We start from the raw sequence: 24,015 nt of genomic DNA on the forward strand, positions 1-24,015 counted from the left end.
CAAAAACGTGAAAACTCAGCTTCTGCAAAACATCAGATCTTGTCTTTTTCATCTACTACCAAGAGGAACATTTCGTGGCGATAAGTTTTATGTAGGTGATGTACAGGGTAACAAAGGCAAAAGCACGGTAATAGAGTTAACAAGTAAAAGAGCTGGGTTATGGAAGGATTTTGCAACGGGAGAAGGTGGTGACATTATTGATCTTTGGGCAGCTGTACATGGAAAGAATGCCAGAGTAGAATTTCCTGAAGTAATGGCTTCAATAAGTGAATGGCTTGGTCTTAAAAAACAAAACAATATCAGAAATCTAGAACAATATCTGACTTGTAGTTGGAATTACTACGATGAAAATAACCAACTAATCGTAATAGTCTATCGTTATGATCCTCCTTTAGAGAAAAAACAGTTTAAACCATTTGATGTTAAAAAACAAAGATTCAAAGAGCCAGAGATAAGACCTCTCTATAATATTCCAGGTATTTTAAAGTCCGATAAGGTTATTCTGGTTGAAGGAGAAAAATGCGCAGAAGCACTTATAGAGAAAGGAATAACTGCAACAACAGCAATGTTTGGAGCAAATGCTACCCTTGATAAAACAGATTGGACTCCGCTAAAAGGTAAACATATTATCATTTGGCCGGACAACGATGAAGCAGGTAATAAATATGCCAAAAACGCTGAAAAGAAACTTTTAGAACTTGGTGTTGCATCACTTGCTACGCTTAAGATTCCATCAAACAAACCAAGGAGTTGGGATGCTGCTGATTGTGTATTAGAGGGGATAAATATTGAAGAATTTATCCTTAGCACAAGTAGTCTTTGTCATAAAAAGCTACTCAGAATAGATACTAGAGCTTGGACTAATATTGCTCCAGAAAGGGAATGGATTGTAAAGGATTGGCTTCCTGTTGGCAGCGTTACAGCTCTTTATGGTGATGGAGGTATGGGAAAATCACTTCTTGCTCAGCAATTAATGACAGCTGCTGGTACTGGTAAATCTTGGCTAGGGATAGCAATTGAGCGAATCAAGACATATGGTGTATTTTGCGAAGACGATACAGAAGAACTTTGGCGTCGGCAATGTGCAATAAATAAATTATATCAGCTTGATATGAAATCTCCTGATTTTCTTAACAACATTTGCTTATCATCTCGTACAGGAGAAGATAATTTACTGATGGTGTTCAATAGTAAAAGTACAGGACAATTGACTACTTACTTTCAGGAATTACTTGAAGATATCAAATCATTTCAGCCAAAACTTGTGGTTCTGGATACAGCAGCAGATTTGTTTGGAGGTAACGAAAATGATCGCTCTCATGTGAGACAATTTATACAAAACTGTTGTGGTAGAATAGCGCAGATAATTAAAGGGGCTGTTTTGTTATGTGCACATCCTTCGGATTCTGGAATAATACGCAAAACTGGCACAGGAGGTTCAACAGCATGGAATAATTCCGTTCGATCTAGATGGTATTTGTCAAAACAAGAAAAGACTGGCAATGATCGTGTTCTTTGCCAAATGAAATCTAATTATTCTGCATCAGAAGAAAATAAGATTTCATTTTGTTGGCAAAATGGATCATTTTTACAATATGATACAAATTTGAATTCAGAAAGGGTAGTAAGGGATGATTATAATAATAAACTGGATTTAGAGCGCTTGAGAAGACACGATGTAATTCTAGAATTAATTGCCAATGAAGCATATAAAGGAGAAGTGTATACTGCAGCTAGCTTTGCAAAATGCTTTGAAGGAAAATTGGGACTTGGTAGTGAACGCAGCATTCGTGAAAGAATTAGCCATCTTGCAACCATAGGTTATATAAAATTCTTTAAAAAGGCTGTAAGATCAAGTACAAGGTCAAAGTATGGTTACTTGTGTGTAAGAGATATGGAGCTGAAGATTGCTGAAAATCAATATACACTAGTAAAACCAGATTATTATCTCTCATCAAACAATGGAGTAATTCTACCTGTTGAAAATCCAGATGTTTGGGTTATGCGTGATTCTGCCAAATTAGATTGGCAAACTGAAGAATCTGCCAATCTTAACTTAATAAAAACATAAGAAAATCAATATCTTACATAATTTTGCGCAAACATCAGAATGGCAAATATATATAAGTATATATTGCGTTCCAGCTTATCAGATATCTGAAAAGTTTGCTACACTCTGTATGTAGACCTGTTCAGATATTTGTGTTATGCATAATCTTACCAAATTAGATTGGCAGAATGGCAGATTGGCAAACTGAAGAATTTGCCATCTTGCCAATCTGAATTTAGTAAAAATACAAGAAAATCAATATCTTATATAGTTTTGTGCAAACATCAGATTGGCAGAATGGCAAAAAGTTGCCAACTAGAAGAAACAGTCAAAAACGCTCTCCTCAGGCTGGTTTCAGCAAGTTGGCAGATTGGCAAATTACCTTATATATATAAATATACTATGATTATATCATAGTATATTATAATTATAAATTGTGCTACATAAGAGAATCCTTAGTATTTTTTTATAGTCAAAGTAAAAGGATTAATGCGATAACCATGTGATGATCTTTGCCAACCAAGGGTTTGTATTACATCATCGCGTTCAATACTTAATCCTAATTTCTCAGCAAGTATAGCTTTGATTGTTCTTTGCATTTTATTTAATGGTTTTCTGATTTGTTGTTCTAAGTCTGCTTCTAAACTAAGTCCTAAATATTTTTCTAACTGATTAATGTTGAGAAGCGTATGTTTTTCAGGTGGCAGCTCTTTCTCGCAGTCATGTAAAAATTGCCTGAACAATATTCGAAAAATATTAAGACATGACACAGCTTTTTTATTTATAACTTCAACGCTATTAACGTATACCATACCTTTAACTACCTGTAACTCCAAAAGCTTTGTTGGTATAATTGGTTCAACACGCTTAAGCGAAATATATGAAGCTGGTAAAACTTGCAAAGAAGTATTTTCTACTACCTCTGGTACTCCTTTTTTAGCTGCCTCTTGGAATATCTCAGTTACAGTCTTAAGCTGACAAAATAGTTTCACCATTGGCACTACATATAGATTCAGTAATAGATTTGGTATATCTTTTTTTAGAGTGATGAGAACTGTAGGGTGGACTCTAAGTTTATCTATAGTTAAAAATATCGCATCAGTACAAAAATCAAGGATTATTAGGTTTACAATACGACCTTGATTACAAATATAATAAACTCCTTTTTCCACTTTTTCCCACATAAGTTTTGAATCATTCAACTTTGTTTCAAACCAGTCTAAGATTCTCTCTGTATTTAAATATATCGATAAAAGATGAAATCTCTGTTTTTGATAAGTATTAGGCAAAATATGACGAGAGCAGTTTTCACAAATAGCGTCATCACATGCTTCATCAAAGTCTGGATCGATAAAAATCTCATTGCTACAACTTGGATCAATTACATTTGGCCAATCAAGATGATCTTCTTCACGAGAGCAAACAATATAATACCTTTCTTGCATTTTTATCAATCCAAGATCGAATAAGTATCTTGCTGCTTTAATATGATTTTGGCTTGGATTAATCCAGGAACTATTTGAACTTAAAAGATCAGCAATTTGCTCGTGAAAGGATTTTAAGACCATAAGATTGTTCCATATGTTTCTTCAGGTACTCTCTTTCTTTTTTATTGAGTGGATGCTCTGAGTAATAAATTTCCCCACTTGCTTTGAAAGAAAATGTTACCTTTTTGCTTTGAAACATTACTTTAGCTGATTGAATAGATTGTAGTATGTTGCCAATAGATGGTTTTAAAATATGTAACTCTGGTGCAATAGGATCGTACGGCTTTACACTTAAAGTAAGATGTGTATTACTATTTTTAAAATAATCTGACTTAAAATTTAACTCAAATATACAAATATTAGGATCAGAACCCTCTATACATGCTTGAAGAAATTTGTGCACTTGTAGTGGAAAGTTCTTATCTTGTATATTTACAAAAGTACATTCGCAGTCGAAATAGCAACTTACAATGCTATTTGCTATTTCCACAGCTTTATTAGTATTTTTAGCACAGAGATTAACCTTTGTACCATCAAGCGAAAAATCTAAAATCATCCACTCAGGTTTATGACCATGAACAACTTTGTTTGAATTAAGCAGTAAATCCATGTCACTTCCTCGACGTACAAACATATATATTCGATCTTGATGATGGAAAAAACCCTGCAACTGGTCATCATCCTTGAGTATCTGCTCTACGGCTTCTTGTGACATAAATTCCTTAAATGAAGTATTTATTTGTCTTGGTGATTTCTGTAGAGCAAACGATACGAAACCTTTCTTTTGTACTTTATCAAAGTGATAGACAGATTTTAGAAGTTTGCAATTTATGTGAAATAGTAAAAATAATAAGGATCTTTTATCATACTTAGTGTTATTTTTTATCAGGTATGATCTCATTAACTCTTGAGTAAGGGCAAATCTTGCTACTTCACTAACTGTAGCCTCAAGTTTTGTACGATCAAAGTAGCTAATGAGATAATAGTTAAAAAGAGAGTCAGAGTAACTGGCAAGTATCTTACGTTTTTGTTGAGTGGATCTATCATCGTAGTCTCCGTCTTGAAAAAGTTGTCCATTTAAATGATTTTTAAAGCAATGCTGAAAAATAATGCTTAGTTGTTTACCAGAAAGGGAATCTAACCAAGATTGACGTATATTAGAATCCTGAAAACGATCTAATAAAAGATTAACAGGAACTTCTAAATCGCTTTCCCAAAATTCATGGCTTGGATGAACATTCATATTACATAAAATAAGCTATATTATACATAATATGACAATTCAAGCAAAGATTTTTTGGACATAATTTCTTCAAATCTTGTATATTTAATTAGGGAGAATTTGTGTGAGCTAAACAGCTACCTTGAATAAGGTATTCATTGGTTTAGTTTAAAATGGTAAACGTTTTCTTTTAGCTAGTGATAAGAATTCTCCTAACCTATAAGAAAATTCACAGGAAGAAAAACATGCAAAAAGGGGATTTAACTATTTATTGCCGTTATGAGCCTAGTCGGTTGGCAGGTACATATTTGGCAGATGCTTATGAACAATTGTTGAAATATAAAACAAAGGAGGTAGAAAAAGATGACAATGGTAAGCTTGTATGCAAGAGTTTCATCAAGACAACAGGCCCAGGAGAATACGATAGAGAGTCAGATTGTAGAATTGGAGCGTCGCATTGGTAGTGATGGATATGAGTTATTAGATGAGCACAGGTTTGTTGATAATGGCTACAGTGGATCAAACTTAGAACGTCCTGGTTTAGAGAGTTTACGTGATAGAGTAGCAGAAGGTAAGATTGATAAGATATACATTCATTCACCTGATCGGCTATCACGAAAATCTGCATACCAAGCGCTCTTACTCGAAGAGTTTAGAAAAGCAGGCTCAGAGGTTATTTTCTTAAATCATAAATTTGAGGATAATCCAGAATCCAATATGTTTTTAGGGATTCAAGGATTAGTAGCAGAGTATGAACGTGCAAAAATTATGGAACGTAATCGTAGGGGAAAACTTCACGCAGCTAAAACTGGCCGTATAAGTGTAATGAGTAATGCACCTTATGGTTATCGCTACATAGCAAAACATGTAGGTGAAGGAAGTGCTCAGTTTGAGGTTAATCAAGAAGAAGCAGATGTAGTGTACAAAATATTTAATTGGGTTGGTCAAGAAAGAATGAGCATCAATGAAGTTATACGTAGACTTAACGAGATACCAGTAATAACACAAACAGGAAAAGAATATTGGAAAAGAAGTACTATCTGGAAAATGTTAAGAAATCCTGCTTATATAGGACGAGCAGCTTATGGTAAAACTAAGGCATGCTCAAAGCCACAAGTAAGGAAATCCAAAAAAGGAACTTGTGGTAAACTAAAAAATGGTCATTTTAGTAATGATAAAGAGAACTGGATTTATGTTCCAGTGCCAAAAATAATCAATGATAATTTATTTGATTCAGTGCAAGTACAGCTAACTGAAAATAGACAAAGGGCAAGAGCACGTGAAAGAAAAGAAACGTTTTTGTTGCGAAGTTTAACAGTATGTCAGCGTTGCCAATATACTTATTGTGGTGCATATAGTAGAAATAAGCGGTATTCTTACTACCGTTGCTCTGGCTGCAGGTTTAATGGTAACAGAGTATGTGACAATAAAGCAATACGTACTGATGTACTTGATACAGTTATATGGGAAGAAGTTAAGAGTATATTAAAAGAGCCAGATAGGATTGCAAATGAATATCAACGTAGATTGTCAGAGAACAAAAAACCTCTACATAATCAAACACGTGAAAAGCAAGAAAGTAAGTTAAGATTAAGTATCAAAAAATTTATTGATAGCTATGCCAAAGGGTTTATAAGTCAAGAAGAATTTGAACCAAGAATTACAACAATGAAACAGCATTTGAAAGAAATTGAAGAAGAGAAAGAAAGAACACTCAATCAAAAGAAGTTACAACAAGAATTGAGCCTTGTTACAGGTAACTTGAAAAACTTTTCTTCAAGTGTTGAGTCAAAACTTGATCTAGTAGATTGGCAGACTAAGCAAAATATTATTAGAATGTTAATTCATCAAATTGAAATCAATCACAATCACTTGTATATAGTATTTCGCATAAAAAGTCTTGCAAATTTTGATCAAAATGGCCATAATAGAATTATGCAATGTTGTACTAGGAGTACAGACACTGGGATGACAAAAAAGGGGCTACTCGGATGACACCGTCATAAAGGAACCAGTGTCAGCTACTTGCATGACACCATTCTTTTTCCTGGATCCCAGTGTCAAGCACTGGGATGACAAAAAAAGGTACTAGCCTGACAATCGTCATCCCGCTACGTGTTAGCGGGATCTAGAGATACCGTGATGGTTGACGGTCTGCGGCAGTATGACGTAGGACTGCTGTCATTCCAGTCTGGAACCCAGCTTCTATGCAACCTCATCAAAAACGTTCATTTAGTATAAGATCAGCTAGTTTGCTTGTTTACAAGCAAACTTTTCTGGATCCCAGTGACCTTTGTTGTATTGCCAAAGAGATGGGTCGTTGAGCGCTCTTTTGCTTGGTTGGAAAAGTGTAGGCGGTTGTGGAAAAATTGCGAACGTAAACTCAATACCAACTTGCAAATGATTGTCCTTTCCTTCATTTCTCTCCTATTACGAAGATTTTAAACAGGTTCTTAAGAAAGTTTTAAATTTTTGCAGACCATACCTAACAATAAACAACTTTAGGTTTAAATTTATGAAATCAGTTGTTATATACATCAGCAAATACGGATTTAACTGGTGTTATGGACTTAAATAAATTTACTGAAAAAGCAAAAAGTCTAATTCAAAGTGCTCAGATGAAAGCGTTGGGAGCTGGGCATCAGATTTTTATGCCTGAGCATTTACTAAAAGTAATGCTTGAGGATGAATTAGGTTTAGTTCAGGATTTGATAAACGCTTGTGGTGGAAATGTGCAAAGTATTTCTGATGCTGTAGATAACGCAATAAAAAAGTTGCCAGTAATTGAAGGGCCAGGAAGTGGTGGCCTTCAACTTTCAAGAGAAATAGCAAAAGTTTTTGAAGATTCAATTGGTATTGCTCGGAGGAATAAAGATTCGTTTGTTGCCGTTGAGCGTTTACTGCAGGGCCTCACTGCACAAAAAGATGATACTGTAGGCAAAATTCTGGCAGAGAGTGGTGTGACTCCACAAAAACTGAACTCAGTTATTGCAGAAATGAGAAAAGGCAGCAGTGCGGACTCGCCAAACAGTGAGGAAAAATTAAACGCGGCAAAGAAATATACAAAAGATGTTACAGAGCTTGCTATGCAAGGCAAGCTTGATCCTGTAATTGGTCGTGATGAAGAGATCAGAAGGACTATGCAGGTATCACTGAGGCGGACAAAAAATAATCCAGTGCTGATAGGTGAGCCTGGTGTTGGAAAAACTGCAATAGTCGAGGGGCTTGCAAACAGAATTGTTGCAAACGATGTGCCACTTGGTTTGCGTGATGCAAAGGTTTTGGCCCTCGATCTTGGCGCATTAATTGCTGGAACAAAATTTAGAGGAGAATTTGAAGAAAGACTAAAAGCGGTAATCAATGATGTTTCAAAAGCAGAGGGAAAAGTTATTTTGTTTATAGATGAGCTTCATACTTTAGTTGGAGCAGGAGCAACAAGCGGTGCAATGGATGCTTCAAATCTGCTGAAGCCTGCTCTTGCGCGTGGAGAAATTCGCTGTATAGGAGCCACAACTTTAGATGAATATCGTGAACATATAGAAAAAGATCCTGCACTTGCAAGGCGTTTTCAGCCTGTGTTTATCTCTCAACCAACTGAAACTGATACCATTTCAATACTGAGGGGTTTGAAGGAAAGATATGAGGTGCATCATGGTATAAGAATTGCAGATGGTGCAATAATTGCTGCTGCAACGTTGTCCAATAGATATATAACAGATAGGTTTTTACCTGATAAAGCAATTGATTTGATTGATGAAGCAGCAAGCAGGGTGAGAATTGAAATGGATAGCAAGCCTGAAGTTATTGATGAACTTGAGAGAAAGGTTATACAGCTAAAGATTGAAGCAGAGGCTTTAAAAAAAGAAAGTGATGAAAATTCTAAACAGCGTTTAAAAAAGATAAATGAAGAGATCGAAAACCTAAACAGTAAATTTGCTGACTTGAACAGCAAATGGCAGATGGAAAAGAATAAAATAGCTAGAATACAAGAAACAGCCGAAAAATTAGATAACGCTAGAAAAGAGTTGGAATTAGTTCAGCGTAGTGGGAATTTGGGAAGAGCAGGAGAGCTGATGTATGGTGTGATTCCTCAGCTTGAGAATGAATTAAAAAATCAGGAAAAGGTTACTGATAGTTTCTTAAAGAAAGAAGTGACTGGAGATGATATTGCAAACATTGTTTCAAAGTGGACAGGAATTCCAGTTGATAACATGATGCACAGCGAAAAGGAAAAACTTCTTAACATGGAGAATGAAATAGGAAAAAGAGTAATAGGGCAAAAAGGCGCGATAGAAGCAATAAGTAATGCGGTTAGGCGCTCTCGCTCTGGTGTGCAAGATACTAATCGACCTTTCGGTTCATTTTTATTCTTAGGCCCAACCGGGGTTGGTAAAACGGAACTGGCAAAAGCCCTTGCTGAATTTCTGTTTGACGATCAATCAGCGCTTTTGCGTTTTGATATGTCAGAATATATGGAAAAACATTCTGTTTCAAAGCTAATTGGCGCGCCTCCAGGGTATGTTGGCTATGAGCAGGGTGGCAGATTAACCGAAGCAGTAAGAAGAAGGCCATATCAGGTTATTCTGTTTGATGAAATAGAGAAGGCAAATCCGGATATATTTAATCTATTGCTGCAAATCTTGGATGAGGGTAGACTCACTGATAGTCATGGCAAATTAATTGATTTTCGCAATACCATACTGATTTTAACTTCTAACCTTGGCGCTGAGAGAATGCTTAAAGGAGCAAAAGAAAATGGCTCTCTTGAAAAGCCCTCTGTCATCCCAGTGCTTGACACTGGGATCCAGGAAAAAAAGTGGATTCCAGCGTCACGCACTGGAATGACATCGGAAGGAGGAGTTGCTAACTCTGTAAAAAGCGAAGTGATGCAAATAGTTAAATTAGCATTTCGTCCAGAATTTTTAAACAGGCTGGATGAAATTATTATATTCCACAGTTTAACCAGAGATGACATCTATAAAATTATAGATGTTCAATTTTCTTATTTACAAAAAACACTTGCTAAGCGTAAACTGAGTATAAGTTTGTCACAGGAAGCTAAAGAACTAATAGCACAAACTGGCTATTACCCTGAATATGGAGCAAGGCCCCTAAAAAGGGTTATACAAGAGTGTATTCAAAATAATTTAGCTAAATTAGTTTTATCAGGGGAAGTAGTAGAAAATGATGAGCTAATAGTGTACGCTCTTGATAATGAAATCTTAGTTAAGAAGGTTTAAGTTCACTGTGTATTTTTGTTAGAAAAAATGTGTATAGATCATAATGTTGACACTGAGTCTTTATTTAAGTTAGCTGATCAAGAAAATCAACAAGATAAAGAAAAAATTAAAAAATTTATTAAGTATTTTTATAGTTTTGTTTATAAAAGCGACCTGAAAGCCAACGATAAGTTTTTGCTATATATTGTAAACGATGCTTACAATTTTGTTTCTCAAAAAGAGAAAGATGAAAGTAAGTTAGTAGTAAGCAATATAGATGATATACCAGGAATAGAAGGCGATTTTACCGCGATTAAGATAACAAGCGATGATATGTCATTTTTGGTTGATTCTGTTATTGCAACTATTAAATCGCACAATTTAACCATATGCTATTACAGCAACAGCATAATTAACATTAAAAGAAAAGATGGCTCATAGACGAGATTTACTCTTTGGAAGAAAGCAATGGAGCCAAAGAGTCAGTTATATATGTAATTATCAAAGGTATAAGTGACAGTTTTGTTGATATATTAAAAGAATCTCTACAAAAAACGCTGAAAGCAGTTAATTGCGTTGTGAAAGATTGGCACTTAATGCTCAAGAAACTTGATGAAGCAAAAAGTCTTCTTTTTGCCATCGAGCAGCCAGCGCCTGATGCTGGAGTGACACCAGGAAAGGATTTCTTAGATTGGCTAAAAAACAATAATTTTGTATTTCTGGGTTATCAAGAATGCACCGCAAATCAGGATGAAAAATTCCTTGCTACTAGCAAGGAAAATCTTGGTTTGATGAGAGCAAGTGAAGAGTATCAAAATGCATCGATCTCATCTGAGGATCTAGGTTCTTTGTATATATTTAGGTCAGATCTAGTTTCAATAGTCCATCGGCGTACATACATGAATTGTATAGGAGTAAAAGAATTTAATAACCAGGGTAATGTGGTAAGGGAACGGCGTTTTTTTGGTTTATTTACTTCTGTAGCGGAAGTCCAAGATATTCGAACTATTCCAATAATAAGAGATAAAGTTAAAATTATAGAAAAAAATGCAGGGTTTGTAACCGGGGGTCACAATAACAAGGCTTTGATTTCTATTTTACAAACATTCTCTTGTGATGAATTATTCCAATCAAATGAAGACGAATTATTTAAAATTTGCATTTCGATCATGTCTCTTGCGATTAGACCAAGGGTCAGGTTATTTTTAAGAAGAGGAGGGGATTTTATTAGTTGCATAGTGCTGATACCGATGCGTTATGCTAGCGCTAGGCTAATGTTCAAGATACGTGATATATTGAAGGATGAGACAAGTGCAGAGAGTTCAGATATTTATAACAATCACATTATCAATGAATATGATTTGATGAAATTGCATGTAGTGCTAAAGACCAAAAATGCTAGCGTTCTTGATGATGAAGTTTTGCGTATCGAAAACAAATTAAGGAACATTACGGAAAAGTGGGAAGATCGTTTTATAGACAATTTATATAATACTTTTAGTACTGTTGAGGATATATTCATCCGTTATTGCAAGGCATTTCCGATAAGCTATCAAGAGAGTTTCGAACCTCATGACGCATATTACGATATGAAAAAATTGGAGATAGTGAGGAAAAAAAGAGTTAGCGAGGTCGATTTAAGACTTACTCGTGACAATCTTAATTATCAATTAAAGGTTTACACTTCGAGCAATGGAGGTCTTGAATTATCGAAGATATTAAGAATTACTAAGAATTTGGGAGCTAAGATTCTATCTCATAATGGCTATTACATAGAAATTAACGGCGGAATATGGATACACCATTTTGTGTTGTCAAGAGTTGATGAATTAATAGACAACATTACTCTAAAAGAGCAATTTGAAATAACACTTGCGAAAGTGTTTAGAAAGGAAATTAAAAATGATTATTTCAATAGTTTGGTCATTATTGCTGGACTGGAGTGGAAAGAAGTGCTTCTGGTTAGAGCGTTAAGTGCTTACCTAAAGCAGACGTCATTTAACTACAATCCAGAATATATCCAAAAGGTAGTCTCAGAGTATCCAAAAATAGTAAAGTATTTGATACAACTATTTCATGCAAGATTTGATCCTAGCATAGACATTGATAGAGCAGAAACCACGGACATTTTCATAGAAAAGATTGAGGAACTTCTAAAAGAGATCAGCAATGTTTCACATGATTACGTTTTGCGCTCGATATTTAACTTGATAATGGCTATTTTAAGGACCAGTTATTATCAAGACGATAAACCATATTTATCTACAAAATTTGACTCAAATAAAATAAATGGTTTGCCTGATCCTCGTCCATATCGTGAATTGTATATTTATTCAAATCTTTTTGAGGGAATACATCTAAGAGGAGGGGAATTGGCCCGTGGTGGCTTAAGGTGGTCGGATAGGACGGAAGATTTTCGCACTGAAGTTTTGGGGCTCATGAAAGCTCAGATGACAAAAAATGCGGTTATTGTACCTGTTGGCGCAAAGGGTGGGTTTGTAATTAAGCAAGTTTATAAAGACAAAGATATTTTAAGAGAGAAAGGTGTTGAATGCTATAAGAGTTTTATCAGGGGAATGCTTGACATTACTGATAATGTAGTTAATGGCAAAATAATTCCATCAGAGAATGTGATTAGGTATGATGAGGATGATCCATATCTCGTGGTTGCTGCTGATAAAGGCACTGCTTCATTTTCTGATTATGCCAACCAAATAGCCTCTGAATACAATTTTTGGCTTGGCGATGCATTTGCATCTGGTGGATCAGCAGGTTATGATCACAAAAAAATGGGTATTACAGCCAGAGGTGCATGGATTGCAGCGCAGAGGCATTTTTGGAAAATGAATAAGGATATTTACCAAGATGCAACTGTTGTTGGAATTGGAGATATGGCTGGCGACTTATTTGGAAATGGTATGCTGCTTTCAAAAAATATACATTTAATCGGCGCATTTAACCATATGCATATTTTTATTGATCCAAATCCTAGTGCAGAAAAGAGTTTCACAGAGCGTAAACGCCTTTTTGAGTTACCATTTTCAACTTGGATGGATTATAACAAAGATTTGATTTCTAAGGGTGGAGGAGTATTTGAGCGTAGCAGCAAGCAAATAAACATTTCTCAAGAAATAAAAAAACGCTTTGATATAAAAGAAGATATGCTACCTCCAAGTGATTTGATTAGATATCTACTCAAAGCAGAAGTGGACTTCATATGGAATGGAGGAATTGGCACGTTTGTTAAGGCAAAGAGTGAAAATCATAGCATGGTCGGTGACAAAGCAAACGATGAGTTAAGAGTAAATGGTAAAGATATTAGAGCTTCTATGTTTATAGAAGGCGGAAATTTGGGATGCACACAGCTTGGAAGAATAGAATATGCTGAAAGAGGTGGATATATCAATGCAGATTTTGTTGATAATTCAGCCGGAGTGATATGTTCGGACCTTGAAGTTAACATCAAGATTGCATTTGTTTCAGCTATGAAAGCAGGGGGTGTTTCTTTAGAAAAAAGGAATGAAATACTGGCAAGTATGGTGGACGAAGTTGCATCCAAAGTGCTTGAGAACCACAACAGAATTGAAACAAAAGCATTACTTCTTGAGTGTTTGCAAGCTAAAGAGAGATTGGAGCAGCACCACAGGTTACTGCTCAGTTTAGAAAAATCTGGGCTGTTAAATCGAAGCGTAGAATTTCTTCCAACTGAAGAAGAGATAGCAAGGATGTTAACTGGTGCAGAAGGTTTCAGTTCTCCTCAGCTTTCTATTCTAATGTCTTATGCTAGAACAGCAATAAAAAATGAAATTATACATTCCGATCTGCCTGAAAAAGATCTTATATCTAATGACTACTTGCTAGGTTATTTTCCTAAAAAGATGATAACAAAGTTTAAGGATTTCATATCAAAACACCAACTTCGTAGAGAAATTATCTCTACTTGCATTGCAAATGATGTAGTGAATAGAATGGGCTGTATATTCATCAATAATTTGGCTGAGAACACTGGAATTAAGGTACAAGAAGCGGTTAACATATATATTGTTGTTAACCACCTGTATGATTTAAACAGCCTGTGGCAGAAAATTGATGAATTGGATGGAAAAATTGATGTTAACTCATACTTACAAATAGTGAGGAACGTGCAGAAATTTATTGGCAGAGTATCGTTTTGGTTAGTGAAAAATCTTGGCAAGCTTAGCTTTGTAGAGTTGGATGATGTTACAAAATTTAAAGACGCAATTGAAACTTTAGGCCAGAACTTAACTGATGTTTTAGATGAACACCTATTAAAGGTCTATAGCCATGAATCAACTTCTTTAGTAGAACTTAATATAAATAAAGATCTAGCAAAAAAAGTTGCTGATCTATGCGTTCTTGCTTATGCACTGGACATTATATCTGTTGCTGAACAGACATCTTTGTCCATTCTTGATGCTGGTAAAATATACTTTGAGTTAAAGTCGCTGTTAAGATTCGATCTGATTAGAGCAATTGCCATCAAGATGAAAAGCCGCTCTTCTTATTGGGATCGCAGCTTAGTTAATGATTTATTGGACGATTTAAGCAATTACCATCACAAGCTAGCTGTTGAAGTCATAAAAGCTACTGATAACCCCAAAGATAAGGTTCAAATCTGGGCTTGTAATGATAAGGACTACATAGAACGTTATAATAGTTTTTTAGATGAGATGGTTGCTTCCAAACTTGATTTAAGCAAATTAATATTTATAATCAGGAGGATTAAAGTACTTGCTTCATAGGAAAAATGTTTAATATAGGTCTTTCAGAAATTTTGGTCGTTGCTTTAGTGAGCATAATTGTTCTTGATAGAAATAAGGTGCCTGTATTTATTGATCTTATTAGGAATACATATAAGTATCTTATGATTATAAAATCAAAAGTTAGGAGGTTATTGAAAGACGCAGGGATTGAAGACTTATACAAAGAGTGTAATACTGAGAAAGTAAATTACATAGTTGGTAAAAATGGTAAGCTTTATCCTACTTACGATATAGATAATACATCCAAAGATAATGACAGCAAAGATCCTAGTAGTAGATGATGTACTATGTAATGTTAAGCTTTTAGAAGCTCGACTAAAAGCAGAGTACTATACGGTTATCGTGGCCTATGATGGTGAGGAAGCCATGGATTTAGTAGCAAAACAGCAGCCCGATATTATATTACTCGATATTATGATGCCAAAAATGAATGGCTTTGAAGTTTGTAAGGAGCTAAAGAATGATCCCTTGACAACTCATATTCCAATAATTATGGTAACTGCGCTGCATGACGCTCATGATAGAGTACAGGGCATTAATGCTGGTGCAGATGATTTTCTGACTAAACCAATAGACGAAACTGCTTTATCTGCAAGGATCAAGTCTCTCACGCGCTTAAAAATGATTATAGATGAATTGCGTTTAAGAGGAGAAACCAACGCTGAGATTGGCGGAGTAGCAGGAAACAGTATTATGGATTATTCTAATCAGATTTTTGATGCTAACATACTTGTTGTAGATGAAGATGTCTTTCAAGCAGAGCAGATATATAATGTACTGAAGCACCGCTTTAGGTCAATTAAAATACTGAGTGATCCAGTGGAGACATTAAAGGTTGGTATTAAGAATAATTACGACCTGATCATTTCTGATATGCAGTTTTCAAAAACTGATGGCCTGCGTTTGTGTTCTGAGTTTCGTAGTAAAGTAGAAACACGCTATACACCAATTCTGATTCTTTCTGAGGATTATGATAAAAACAATTTAGTAAAAGCACTTGATGTAGGTGCTAATGATTATTTAACAGTACCTTTGGATGAGGGTGAGTTAATAGCAAGGGTTAATTCGCAAGTAAAACGCAAAAGATATCAAGATGCCTTGAGAATGAATTTATTTAATAATGCGGAAATGTCTATAAAGGACCCATTAACTAACTGTTATAATAGAAGATATTTTGATGCACACTTAAGAAACATTGTTAAGGACTCTGTGGAAAAGGATAGAAGGTTGTCTCTTATGATACTTGATATAGACTATTTTAAGATGGTGAATGACAGTTTTGGGCATAGTGCTGGAGATGAACTTTTAAAGCAAGTACAGAAAAGAATTTCTGAAAATATCAGAGTGACAGATTTACTAGCTAGGTTTGGTGGTGAGGAGTTTGTTGTTGTAATGCCAGATACCAATGTATCAGATGCGTATACTATTGCGGAGAGAATACGAAAATTTATTGCTAAAGAACCTTTTATACTTGCGGACAAAAATGCAACCCATAACATAACTGTGAGCATTGGAATTGCAGAAATGCAAGGATCTGACCTTGACGATATTAAAAAATTTATAGTACGTGCTGACAAATATTTATATAAGGCAAAAAACAGTGGTAGAAATAGAGTGGTTACTGGCTATAGCTAAAGTGGCTTAAGTTTACCGACAACCGTCATTCCGCTACTCGTTAGCGGAATCTATAACGCGAATGAATCGCGGTATGACGTGTTGCTTGGGTTAGCTATAGATTTCTGAAATGATTTCAAAAAAATGATAACTAAGGTTAAAGCGACAACATGAGGTTTCTCAGCTCTGGAAATTTCATGTTTAACTGCAAAAATATATACTTATTTAAAAAATATCCTGTGACTTTCAGTCCTAACTGAAATTCTTGGAATGAGTAGCTGTTTTGTAGGTTATTATTGTATACATCATGCAACATTTGTGGAAAAGGTAGGAGTTTATCTGCATAATAATCTCCTGCTTTTTTTGACACTGCTCTACCAGTTTTTGGAGAAATAAATTGCAGATTTTCCTTAACACCTGTTACAGCGCATTTGGATAAGTCTAACTTGAATCCCAATTGCGTAAGAAGCAGAAGCTCTAAGTTAAGATAATGGCTTTGCCAAGACTGATTGTTGTGTTTAATTACATCGATGAAATATCGAAAATTGTCATACAGCATGGCACAGGGTTCACTTTCTGGAAGCACTTTTTCTAAAATAGAGGAGAAAGAAACAATAGTAATGCTTTTTAACCTATCTTGAAAGAAATGATGGAATGGAGATTCGATTAATTCGCACTTAAAAAAACCTAGATTTTCAGGTAACTTAGCACTCCATTCTGCATGTAATAGATTACTTATCTGAAACTTATAATTGCTATTGTTTGTTAGCTTAGTTAATCCCCTGCGCTTTCCATGATTTTTTGTAAACAGAGAGAGAATTAAGTTTTTATCGCCGTATTTTTTAGCAGCTATAATGATGCCTTCATCTTTCCATCTCATTTAGAGTATATTGACCGTATGATATTATAGGATAGTACACCTAGAGCTTGTAATCCATAAAAATCACTTACTCCGTTACTATTCCAAAGTTTCAAGGCTATGAGAGAGTAAGTTATTGGCTGCCACTCTTCTTCCTGAGCCTCCATGCTGAGCTTTTGGTTTGCTAAATAATTGTTTGAATGATTTTAGTAGCATTACTTTTCCTTATCTGAAACTTTCGATAATTCAGCTTCTAATTCTTCTATTGTTGGCAGAGCTGTTTTTATGTTTTCTGGTAGATTCTCAGTGATTTGATATTCTGCAAGACCTATTGGTTTGGTCATGTCTCGGAGTGCATATTCAGCAAGTACATTATCTTTAGATTTGCATAAAATTAATCCTATTGAAGGGTTATCTGTTGAATGTTTTAGCAAGTCATCAACCATTGATAAGTAAAAATTCATCTTTCCAGAATGTTCTGGTTCAAACTCAACTGCTTTAATTTCTATTACTACAAAACACCTAAGCTTTAAGTGATAAAATAGGAGATCTAAGTAGTAATTTTTGTCTAACTGTTAAATGGTATTGGCGCCCAACAAAAGAAAAACCAGCGCCGAGTTCCAGTAGGAATTTCTCAATATGTGCCACTAACCCTTTTTCTATTTCTCTCTCATGAGCGTCTTTGCCTATACTTAAAAAATCAAAAATATATGGATCCTTAAGAGTTTGATTTGCTAGATCTGATGTTGGATAAGGCAGTTTTTCTTTAAAATTTGTAATTGCTTTACCTTGCCGTTTATGAAGGCCAAGTTCTATTTGATGTATCATTATAGCGCGTGACCAACCATACTCTGAAGCATTTCTTACATAAAATAGCCTTGCTTCGTGATCTTTTACTCGTTCCATTAAAACAACATGATGATACCATGGTAATATTCCAGCAACTTGCTGGAGAAATTCAGGATTAGGATAAATCTCCGCAAAACGCCTCATATTATGCAAGTTAGCAATACCAAATCCTTTCATTTCCGGGAATTCAGCCTTTAAGTCTCTACTTAACTGCTCAATTACTTTAGCTCCCCAACCCTGACTCTTTTGTTTTTCTAGAATCCGCGTTCCAATATAATGATAAAGCAGTAGCAGTTCTTTATTTACTGTTCTTGCTGCCTTATAACGGTTTGTTGCAATACGATCTTTCAACTGCTCTAAAAATTCTGTATATTCTTTTGCTATAATTTTTGTCATACGGTTCCTTTTAATCCATTATACAATTCCTTTGTCTGTCGAGAAGACAATCTTTCGCTTGCCTGCAACTTTGAAGGGATTCCTTATTTACTTCAAACTCGTCCATCAACTAAAATATATTGACTTTATGTGCAATATTAGCTTTAAACCAGTAAAACAAGCTGCTTAACATATGCGTTTTTTCTATTCTAATTACATTCTTTTTTTATCTTTATGTTGTTTTCTGCTTTTTTCGTTACCTTCAACAAAAGCCCAAACGAATGATACGTCCGTTGTTCCTATACCACAAAGGAAAAAAGAAACAGTTGAGCACACTGTTGTAGCACAACCAAGACAAATTATCGAAATGCAAGAAGAAGTCATTATTAACGAGGGTAAAGAATTCATTCCGGTTCCAAAAAGAAAAAAAGTGTAGGGAAGAAACTAAGAAGGGATGTTAGAGAGGCAAAAAATGAAATAGGAAACGAAAAAAGCGTTGAGAATAAAAAGGATGAATTAGTTGTAACAGAAATTATTAACTCTATAAGAGATAAACTTACAAAGTGCTGGAGCATTCCTGAAAGCATAGCTTACAAAGAAAATTTCAATATAAAAATTAACTTATTATTATCCAGTCAAGGCGAGATAATTATGGCCGATGTAGCAGACAGTGATTCCTATCGAAATAATCCACTTTTCAGGTCGATAGCAGATAATGCAATGCGTGCAGTATATAAATGTAGCCCATTGACTGGCTTGCCTACTCAGCACCACCACATTTGGCGTGAAGTAACACTAGACTTTATTCTATAGCTAAAGTAATTCTATAATTTAATAAGCCGTCATTCCACTGCTTGTTAGCGGAATCTATTCTGAGATACCGCGGCGGTATGACGTAGGAAGATCTGAGCAAACTTTCAATCGGGAACAGCCAAAGATCTCTCTAAGATGTCAGTTTCTTTTGTATCTGCAACTTTACCGTCCTGATCGAATGAAATTTGCAGAGACTTACTGCTATACTTCCTTTTTCCTAAGAAGTTAGCTTGTTTAATTTTATATGAGACATAGTACCAAACATTGTCATCGAACTTTGATACTAATATTGGTGATCCTAAAGTGTGAACCACTTTTTCTTTATCGTCACCTGCTTTTATCTTGCTCCACAATTCAACACTAATGCCAGGAGCTCCGTGGTTGTGGATAGTGTGTGTGCAGCTCACTGTAAATAATAAAATAAAAGATATTAATACTCGCATTTCTGTTGATAAATTACTTGAAGCTATAATACACTAATAAATTACCTGCCGTCAAATTTCAAAAAGTTAAATTGACTGATTCTCAATATCACTTAATATAATATTTACTTTAGAAAATAATAGGTGTCTTATGTCATTGTTAGAAGCAGATCCAATATACAAACCTTTTAATTACCCTTGGGCGTATGATGCGTGGCTGCAGCAACAAAGAATCCATTGGATACCTGAGGAAGTTCCGCTTGCTGATGACGTGAAGGATTGGAAAACTAAACTTTCAAACGTAGAGAAAAATCTACTAACTCAGATTTTTAGATTCTTTACTCAAGCGGACATTGAAGTAAATAACTGCTACATGAGGCATTATTCAAATATATTTAAGCCAACAGAAATATGCATGATGCTTGCAAGTTTTTCCAATATGGAAACCATACACATTGCAGCTTATTCTTATCTTTTAGACACAATTGGCATGCCAGAAAGCGAGTATCAAGCATTTTTAAAGTATGATGCTATGAGAAAGAAATATGAATACATGCTAGAATTTGAGGAAAGCAAAAAACACGATAAAAAACATGTAGCTAAAACTCTAGCAGTGTTTGGTGCATTTACCGAGGGGTTGCAGTTATTCGCATCGTTTGCAATTTTGCTCAATTTCCAACGCTTTGGAAAAATGAAAGGCATGGGGCAGATAATCGCCTGGTCAGCCCGTGATGAAACTTTGCACACCAATTCAATTATTATGTTATTTAATACATTTATTAAAGAGAATAATGAAATTTGGGACGAAGAATTTAAAGAGGAATTATATTCTGCATGCCGCACTATTGTTGAGCTTGAGGATGAATTCATAAAGCTTGCCTTTGATTTAGGAGATGTTGAAGGACTATCCGCAGAAGAAGTGCGCAATTACATACGCTACGTAGCAAACAGACGGTTAATGCAATTAGGTCTTGAGTCCATATATGATGTCAATGATAATCCTATTCCATGGCTCGATGAAATACTAAATGGCGTTGAACATACGAATTTCTTTGAAAATAGAGTAACAGAGTATAGTCGTGCAGCAACTCAAGGCACGTGGGAGGAGGCTTTTACTGAAAACGACACGAATAATAGGTGAGTGCTAATTCACTCTTCTTTGTCATGCAAGCATCGAACAGACGAAATCTGTCAAATCAGAAAGAAACACACAAATTTAAGTTTTTAGTAGTTTTCAAGTATAGTTGTACAGGGAGCGCCTTTGCAGTTATGACCGACATTTTCAATGGTGCCTAAGTGCCCGTATGCAAGCATGGTTTTGGAAGGAACGGTCAAATCATTGATGGAGTCATTTAGACTACCTCGGTTAGGAGATTGTACTATCAACCGTTCCAAGCTGAAGCGTTTCCCTATTACAAATTATATGTAGGGGTTACCATGAAAAAAGCAAAAAGTAAATTAGAAATAGTGAATCCTAATGCAGCAGGAATAGACATTGGTTCAGCTGTACACTATGTGTGTGTACCTGAAGGAAGAACGCGTTCAGAAATTTGGCTGCTTTACTGAAGACCTTCATAACTTAGCACAGTGGTTGAAAAAGTGTAAAGTTACAACAGTAGCTATGGAATCAACAGGAGTATATTGGATTCCTTTATTTCAAATACTTGAGTCATACAAATTCGAGGTAAAATGCACGGCATGTAAAGAATGTACCTGGTAGGAAGTCTGACGTTCAAGATTGCCAATGGCTCCAACAACTGCATAGCTACGGACTGCTTCATGGGTCGTTTAGGCCAGATAATCAGATGTGTGTATTGCGCAGTTACGTGCGGCAACGCAAAAATCTCACTGAAAGTGCATCTACACATATTCTGCGTATGCAGAAGGCATTAATTCAAATGAATATACAATTACACAAGGTTATTAGTCATATTACTGGGATAACTGGTATGAAAATCATTGAAACTATAATTGAAGGCGAAAGAGATTCTGAAAAATTGGCAGAATTCAGGGACGTGCGAATGAAAAATGATCAGTCTACTATTGCAAAAGCGTTAGCTGGTGACTATAGAGAGGAACACTTATTCACGCTAAAGCAAGAATTTGAACTATATAATATTTATCAAGAAAAAATAGCAGAATGTGATAGAAATATTGAAGCCTATTATAAAACGTTTGAAACAAAGTCTTGTGAAAGCAAACAGCTAAGTAAGCAAAAGAATAAAAATAGCAAAAGTAAGCCAAGCTTTGCTTTGTATGAGGAACTGCACCGAATAACTGGTATGGATTTCACTAAAATTCCTGGATTTGATGTATTAAGTATACAAACCATAATTTCAGAAGTTGGTATAAACCATAGTAAATGGCCAACAGAAAAGCACTTTTCATCGTGGTTGGGACTCAGTCCTGCTAATAAAGTTACAGGGGAAAAAGTGTTTAACACAAGAACACGTAAAGTCATTAACCGTGCTGCAAATGCTTTGCGAATAGCTGCTCATTCTGTAGGAAATAGTAAAAGTGCGTTGGGTGCATACTACAGAAGATTGAAAAAACGACTAGGAGCACCAAAAGCAATAACAGCTACTGCAAGAAAAATGGCATGCATATTTTATAGTATGCTCAAATACGGACAGGAATATGTAGAAAAAGGAATGGAATACTATGAAACACGCTATAAAGATAGAACTGTAAAAAATTTGATCAAAAAAGCGAGCGAATTTGGCTACATATTAGTTCAACAAGAAGAGTTAGTTGAGTGAGTGACCTTACCCAGGAAAAGTGGAGAGAAAGTTGGGAATGTTTTTACAAAGAGAATGATGAATCAAAAAGCTCAGGGATGCAATAGTTAATAGTAGAATGTCTGCGTTGTTTGTTATAAAAAATTTCTATATATTCAAATATAGCAGTTTTAATAGACTGTTTGGAGTACTTAGCAGTATTTATTAATAACTCTCTTTTCAGAGAACTAAAGAAACTTTCTACAACGGAATTGTCGTAACAATAGCCTTTGTGACTCATGCTAGGAACTATGTTCTTTATAGCTAGTAGATTTTGGTAATTTTTTGAAGTATATTGTGAACCTTGATCGCTATGTAATAGTAGATTCTTGGGATGGTTACGCTTGTAAATGGCCATTAACAAAGAGTCAATAACCAACTGTTTATTTATTGAGCTACTCATCGACCAGCCAACTACCATACGTGAATATAGATCGATTACTACTGCCAAATATAGCCATCCTTTCTTGGTTCTTATATAAGTAATATCAGTCACCCACACTTTATTTGGTTGATCGGTAATAAAATTTTGATCTAATATATTGGGAACTATGACTCTATTGTCAGTTTGCCGTTTCTTGGTTTTAAATTTTCTTTTAAGTATAGCCTTAATGCCATTTTCTTTCATAACATTTTGCACTGTTTTGATGTTGTAATTTTTACCTAAAGCTTTCAATTCAGCATGAATTTTAGGGGCACCATATCTGCATTTAGAAACTTGATGTATTTTTTGAATATCTGCTAATAGATCTTTTTTTGTCAATTCCCTATTGCTTATTTTTTTAGCAAGCCATTTGTAATAACCACTAGCAGATACACCAGAAATTCTACATAATTCTTGTACTTTATAGCAATTGCTATGCTCTTTTATAAAAAGATATTTTACTCTTTTTGACTGGCAAAATATCCCAGGGCTTTTTTTTAAATGTCTCTTTCCCTTGTTACTCTTGCTAACTCTCTCTTTAAGTCAAATCTCTCTTTATCATAAGGCGCTACGTTACCCCTGCCCGGAAATGCATTTACTGCTGACTTTTTCTCGTTATACTTCTTTATCCACTTACCTAATATACCGGGATTTATACCTAGATCCCTTGCTATTTGTGAAATTGTTTCTCCCCTTTCTCTGAAAAGTTTTACAGCTTCTTCTTTGAACTCTGCTGTATACTCTCTTCCATTTGTCATATTGCACCTCTTTATGAAAACATTTTTTACTATAAAAACGTCTCAACTTTCTCTCCACTTTTCCTGGGTAAGGTCACTCATTTCTAACACTCCTTTCTTTTATTATTTTATAACTTACTTTTTTAAAGTGTCAGATCAAGTCTTATTTAATACATCTTAGGAGTAGCTGACACTGGAATCAGTTTTTTGATCGAGAATGTTGTATAGTGCATAATCAAATTTCCTGGATCGAAGTAGTCAAGGCACTGGGATCTAATAGATAATATTCGTGCAGTACGCGCGGGAGTAACAAAAGCTGCTTGTCTTTCATAATGTTTCGTAGCAATAGGCAGTTTTGCTTTACTTAACAACTAACTTACCAT

At 35.1% G+C, this 24,015-nt stretch carries 15 protein-coding genes and 4 pseudogenes; 10 read left to right on the plus strand and 9 right to left on the minus strand.

Features of this window, described 5'->3' with window-relative positions; translation table 11 throughout:
* Window positions 1-7 precede the first annotated feature (7 nt).
* Window positions 8-2,071 (plus strand): AAA family ATPase, encoded by a 2,064-nt coding sequence (locus MWH06_04325; protein UPA54553.1) that lies wholly within the window; start codon window positions 8-10, stop codon window positions 2,069-2,071.
* Between the two features lie 434 nt (window positions 2,072-2,505).
* On the opposite strand, the gene MWH06_04330 is transcribed toward MWH06_04325, so the two are convergent.
* Both MWH06_04330 and MWH06_04335 read right to left on the minus strand, forming a co-directional pair.
* Window positions 2,506-3,618 (minus strand): hypothetical protein, encoded by a 1,113-nt coding sequence (locus MWH06_04330; GenBank protein ID UPA54554.1) that lies wholly within the window; start codon window positions 3,616-3,618, stop codon window positions 2,506-2,508.
* A complete protein-coding gene (locus MWH06_04335; protein ID UPA54555.1) occupies window positions 3,584-4,780 on the minus strand; it encodes a hypothetical protein in 1,197 nt (398 codons plus the stop codon). The genes MWH06_04330 and MWH06_04335 overlap by 35 nt, the downstream gene beginning before the upstream one ends.
* Window positions 4,781-5,128: 348 nt before the next feature.
* Between MWH06_04335 and MWH06_04340 the strand changes: the two genes are divergently transcribed.
* The 6 genes and pseudogenes from MWH06_04340 to MWH06_04365 all read left to right on the plus strand — a co-directional run bounded on the left by MWH06_04340 (window position 5,129) and on the right by MWH06_04365 (window position 16,397).
* Window positions 5,129-6,754 carry a recombinase family protein gene (locus tag MWH06_04340; GenBank protein ID UPA54556.1) on the plus strand — a complete coding sequence of 542 codons (1,626 nt, stop codon included), beginning with the start codon at window positions 5,129-5,131 and terminating at the stop codon, window positions 6,752-6,754.
* Between the two features lie 294 nt (window positions 6,755-7,048).
* Window positions 7,049-7,204: pseudogene (locus MWH06_04345) on the plus strand (transposase).
* 119 nt (window positions 7,205-7,323) lie between these two features.
* Window positions 7,324-9,999 (plus strand): AAA family ATPase, encoded by a 2,676-nt coding sequence (locus MWH06_04350; GenBank protein ID UPA55749.1) that lies wholly within the window; start codon window positions 7,324-7,326, stop codon window positions 9,997-9,999.
* A 27-nt stretch (window positions 10,000-10,026) separates the two neighbouring features.
* A pseudogene (locus tag MWH06_04355) lies at window positions 10,027-14,741 on the plus strand (NAD-glutamate dehydrogenase).
* 122 nt (window positions 14,742-14,863) lie between these two features.
* Entirely contained in the window at window positions 14,864-15,043 is a 180-nt protein-coding gene (locus MWH06_04360) for a hypothetical protein (GenBank protein UPA54557.1), read from the plus strand.
* A complete protein-coding gene (locus MWH06_04365) occupies window positions 15,015-16,397 on the plus strand; it encodes a PleD family two-component system response regulator (GenBank protein ID UPA54558.1) in 1,383 nt (460 codons plus the stop codon). Before MWH06_04360 ends, MWH06_04365 begins: the two co-directional genes overlap by 29 nt.
* 136 nt (window positions 16,398-16,533) lie before the next feature.
* On the opposite strand, the gene recO is transcribed toward MWH06_04365, so the two are convergent.
* From recO to MWH06_04380, 3 genes are all read right to left on the minus strand, one after another.
* Complete coding sequence (gene recO, locus MWH06_04370) at window positions 16,534-17,256, minus strand: DNA repair protein RecO (protein UPA54559.1); 723 nt, start codon at window positions 17,254-17,256, stop codon at window positions 16,534-16,536.
* Window positions 17,257-17,450: 194 nt separating this feature from the next.
* Window positions 17,451-17,744, minus strand: a complete 294-nt coding sequence (locus MWH06_04375) for a DUF1016 domain-containing protein (GenBank protein ID UPA55750.1) — start codon at window positions 17,742-17,744, stop codon at window positions 17,451-17,453.
* Window positions 17,745-17,757: 13 nt separating this feature from the next.
* Complete coding sequence (locus MWH06_04380) at window positions 17,758-18,480, minus strand: PDDEXK nuclease domain-containing protein (protein UPA54560.1); 723 nt, start codon at window positions 18,478-18,480, stop codon at window positions 17,758-17,760.
* 172 nt (window positions 18,481-18,652) lie between these two features.
* Between MWH06_04380 and MWH06_04385 the strand changes: the two are divergent.
* A pseudogene (locus MWH06_04385) lies at window positions 18,653-19,272 on the plus strand (hypothetical protein).
* Between the two features lie 104 nt (window positions 19,273-19,376).
* On the opposite strand, the gene MWH06_04390 reads toward MWH06_04385, so the two are convergent.
* Entirely contained in the window at window positions 19,377-19,679 is a 303-nt protein-coding gene (locus tag MWH06_04390) for an outer membrane protein assembly factor BamE (GenBank protein ID UPA54561.1), read from the minus strand.
* Window positions 19,680-19,845: 166 nt separating this feature from the next.
* Between MWH06_04390 and MWH06_04395 the strand changes: the two genes are divergently transcribed.
* The gene (locus MWH06_04395) at window positions 19,846-20,835 is read left to right on the plus strand and encodes a ribonucleotide-diphosphate reductase subunit beta (GenBank protein ID UPA54562.1); all 990 of its coding nucleotides are present in this window, start codon (window positions 19,846-19,848) and stop codon (window positions 20,833-20,835) included.
* 296 nt (window positions 20,836-21,131) lie between these two features.
* Window positions 21,132-22,453, plus strand: a pseudogene (locus MWH06_04400) (IS110 family transposase).
* A gap of 43 nt (window positions 22,454-22,496) precedes the next feature.
* On the opposite strand, the gene MWH06_04405 reads toward MWH06_04400, so the two are convergent.
* From MWH06_04405 to MWH06_04415, 3 genes are all read right to left on the minus strand, one after another.
* On the minus strand, window positions 22,497-23,378 hold the full coding sequence (locus MWH06_04405) for an IS3 family transposase (GenBank protein UPA55751.1): 882 nt from the start codon (window positions 23,376-23,378) through the stop codon (window positions 22,497-22,499).
* A 14-nt stretch (window positions 23,379-23,392) separates the two neighbouring features.
* Entirely contained in the window at window positions 23,393-23,653 is a 261-nt protein-coding gene (locus tag MWH06_04410; GenBank protein ID UPA54563.1) for a transposase, read from the minus strand.
* A 146-nt stretch (window positions 23,654-23,799) separates the two neighbouring features.
* Window positions 23,800-24,003, minus strand: coding sequence for a hypothetical protein (locus MWH06_04415; GenBank protein UPA54564.1), 204 nt, complete (start codon window positions 24,001-24,003; stop codon window positions 23,800-23,802).
* Window positions 24,004-24,015: the final 12 nt, after the last annotated feature.

The organism is Wolbachia pipientis, from assembly GCA_023052945.1.
GTDB lineage: Bacteria > Pseudomonadota > Alphaproteobacteria > Rickettsiales > Anaplasmataceae > Wolbachia.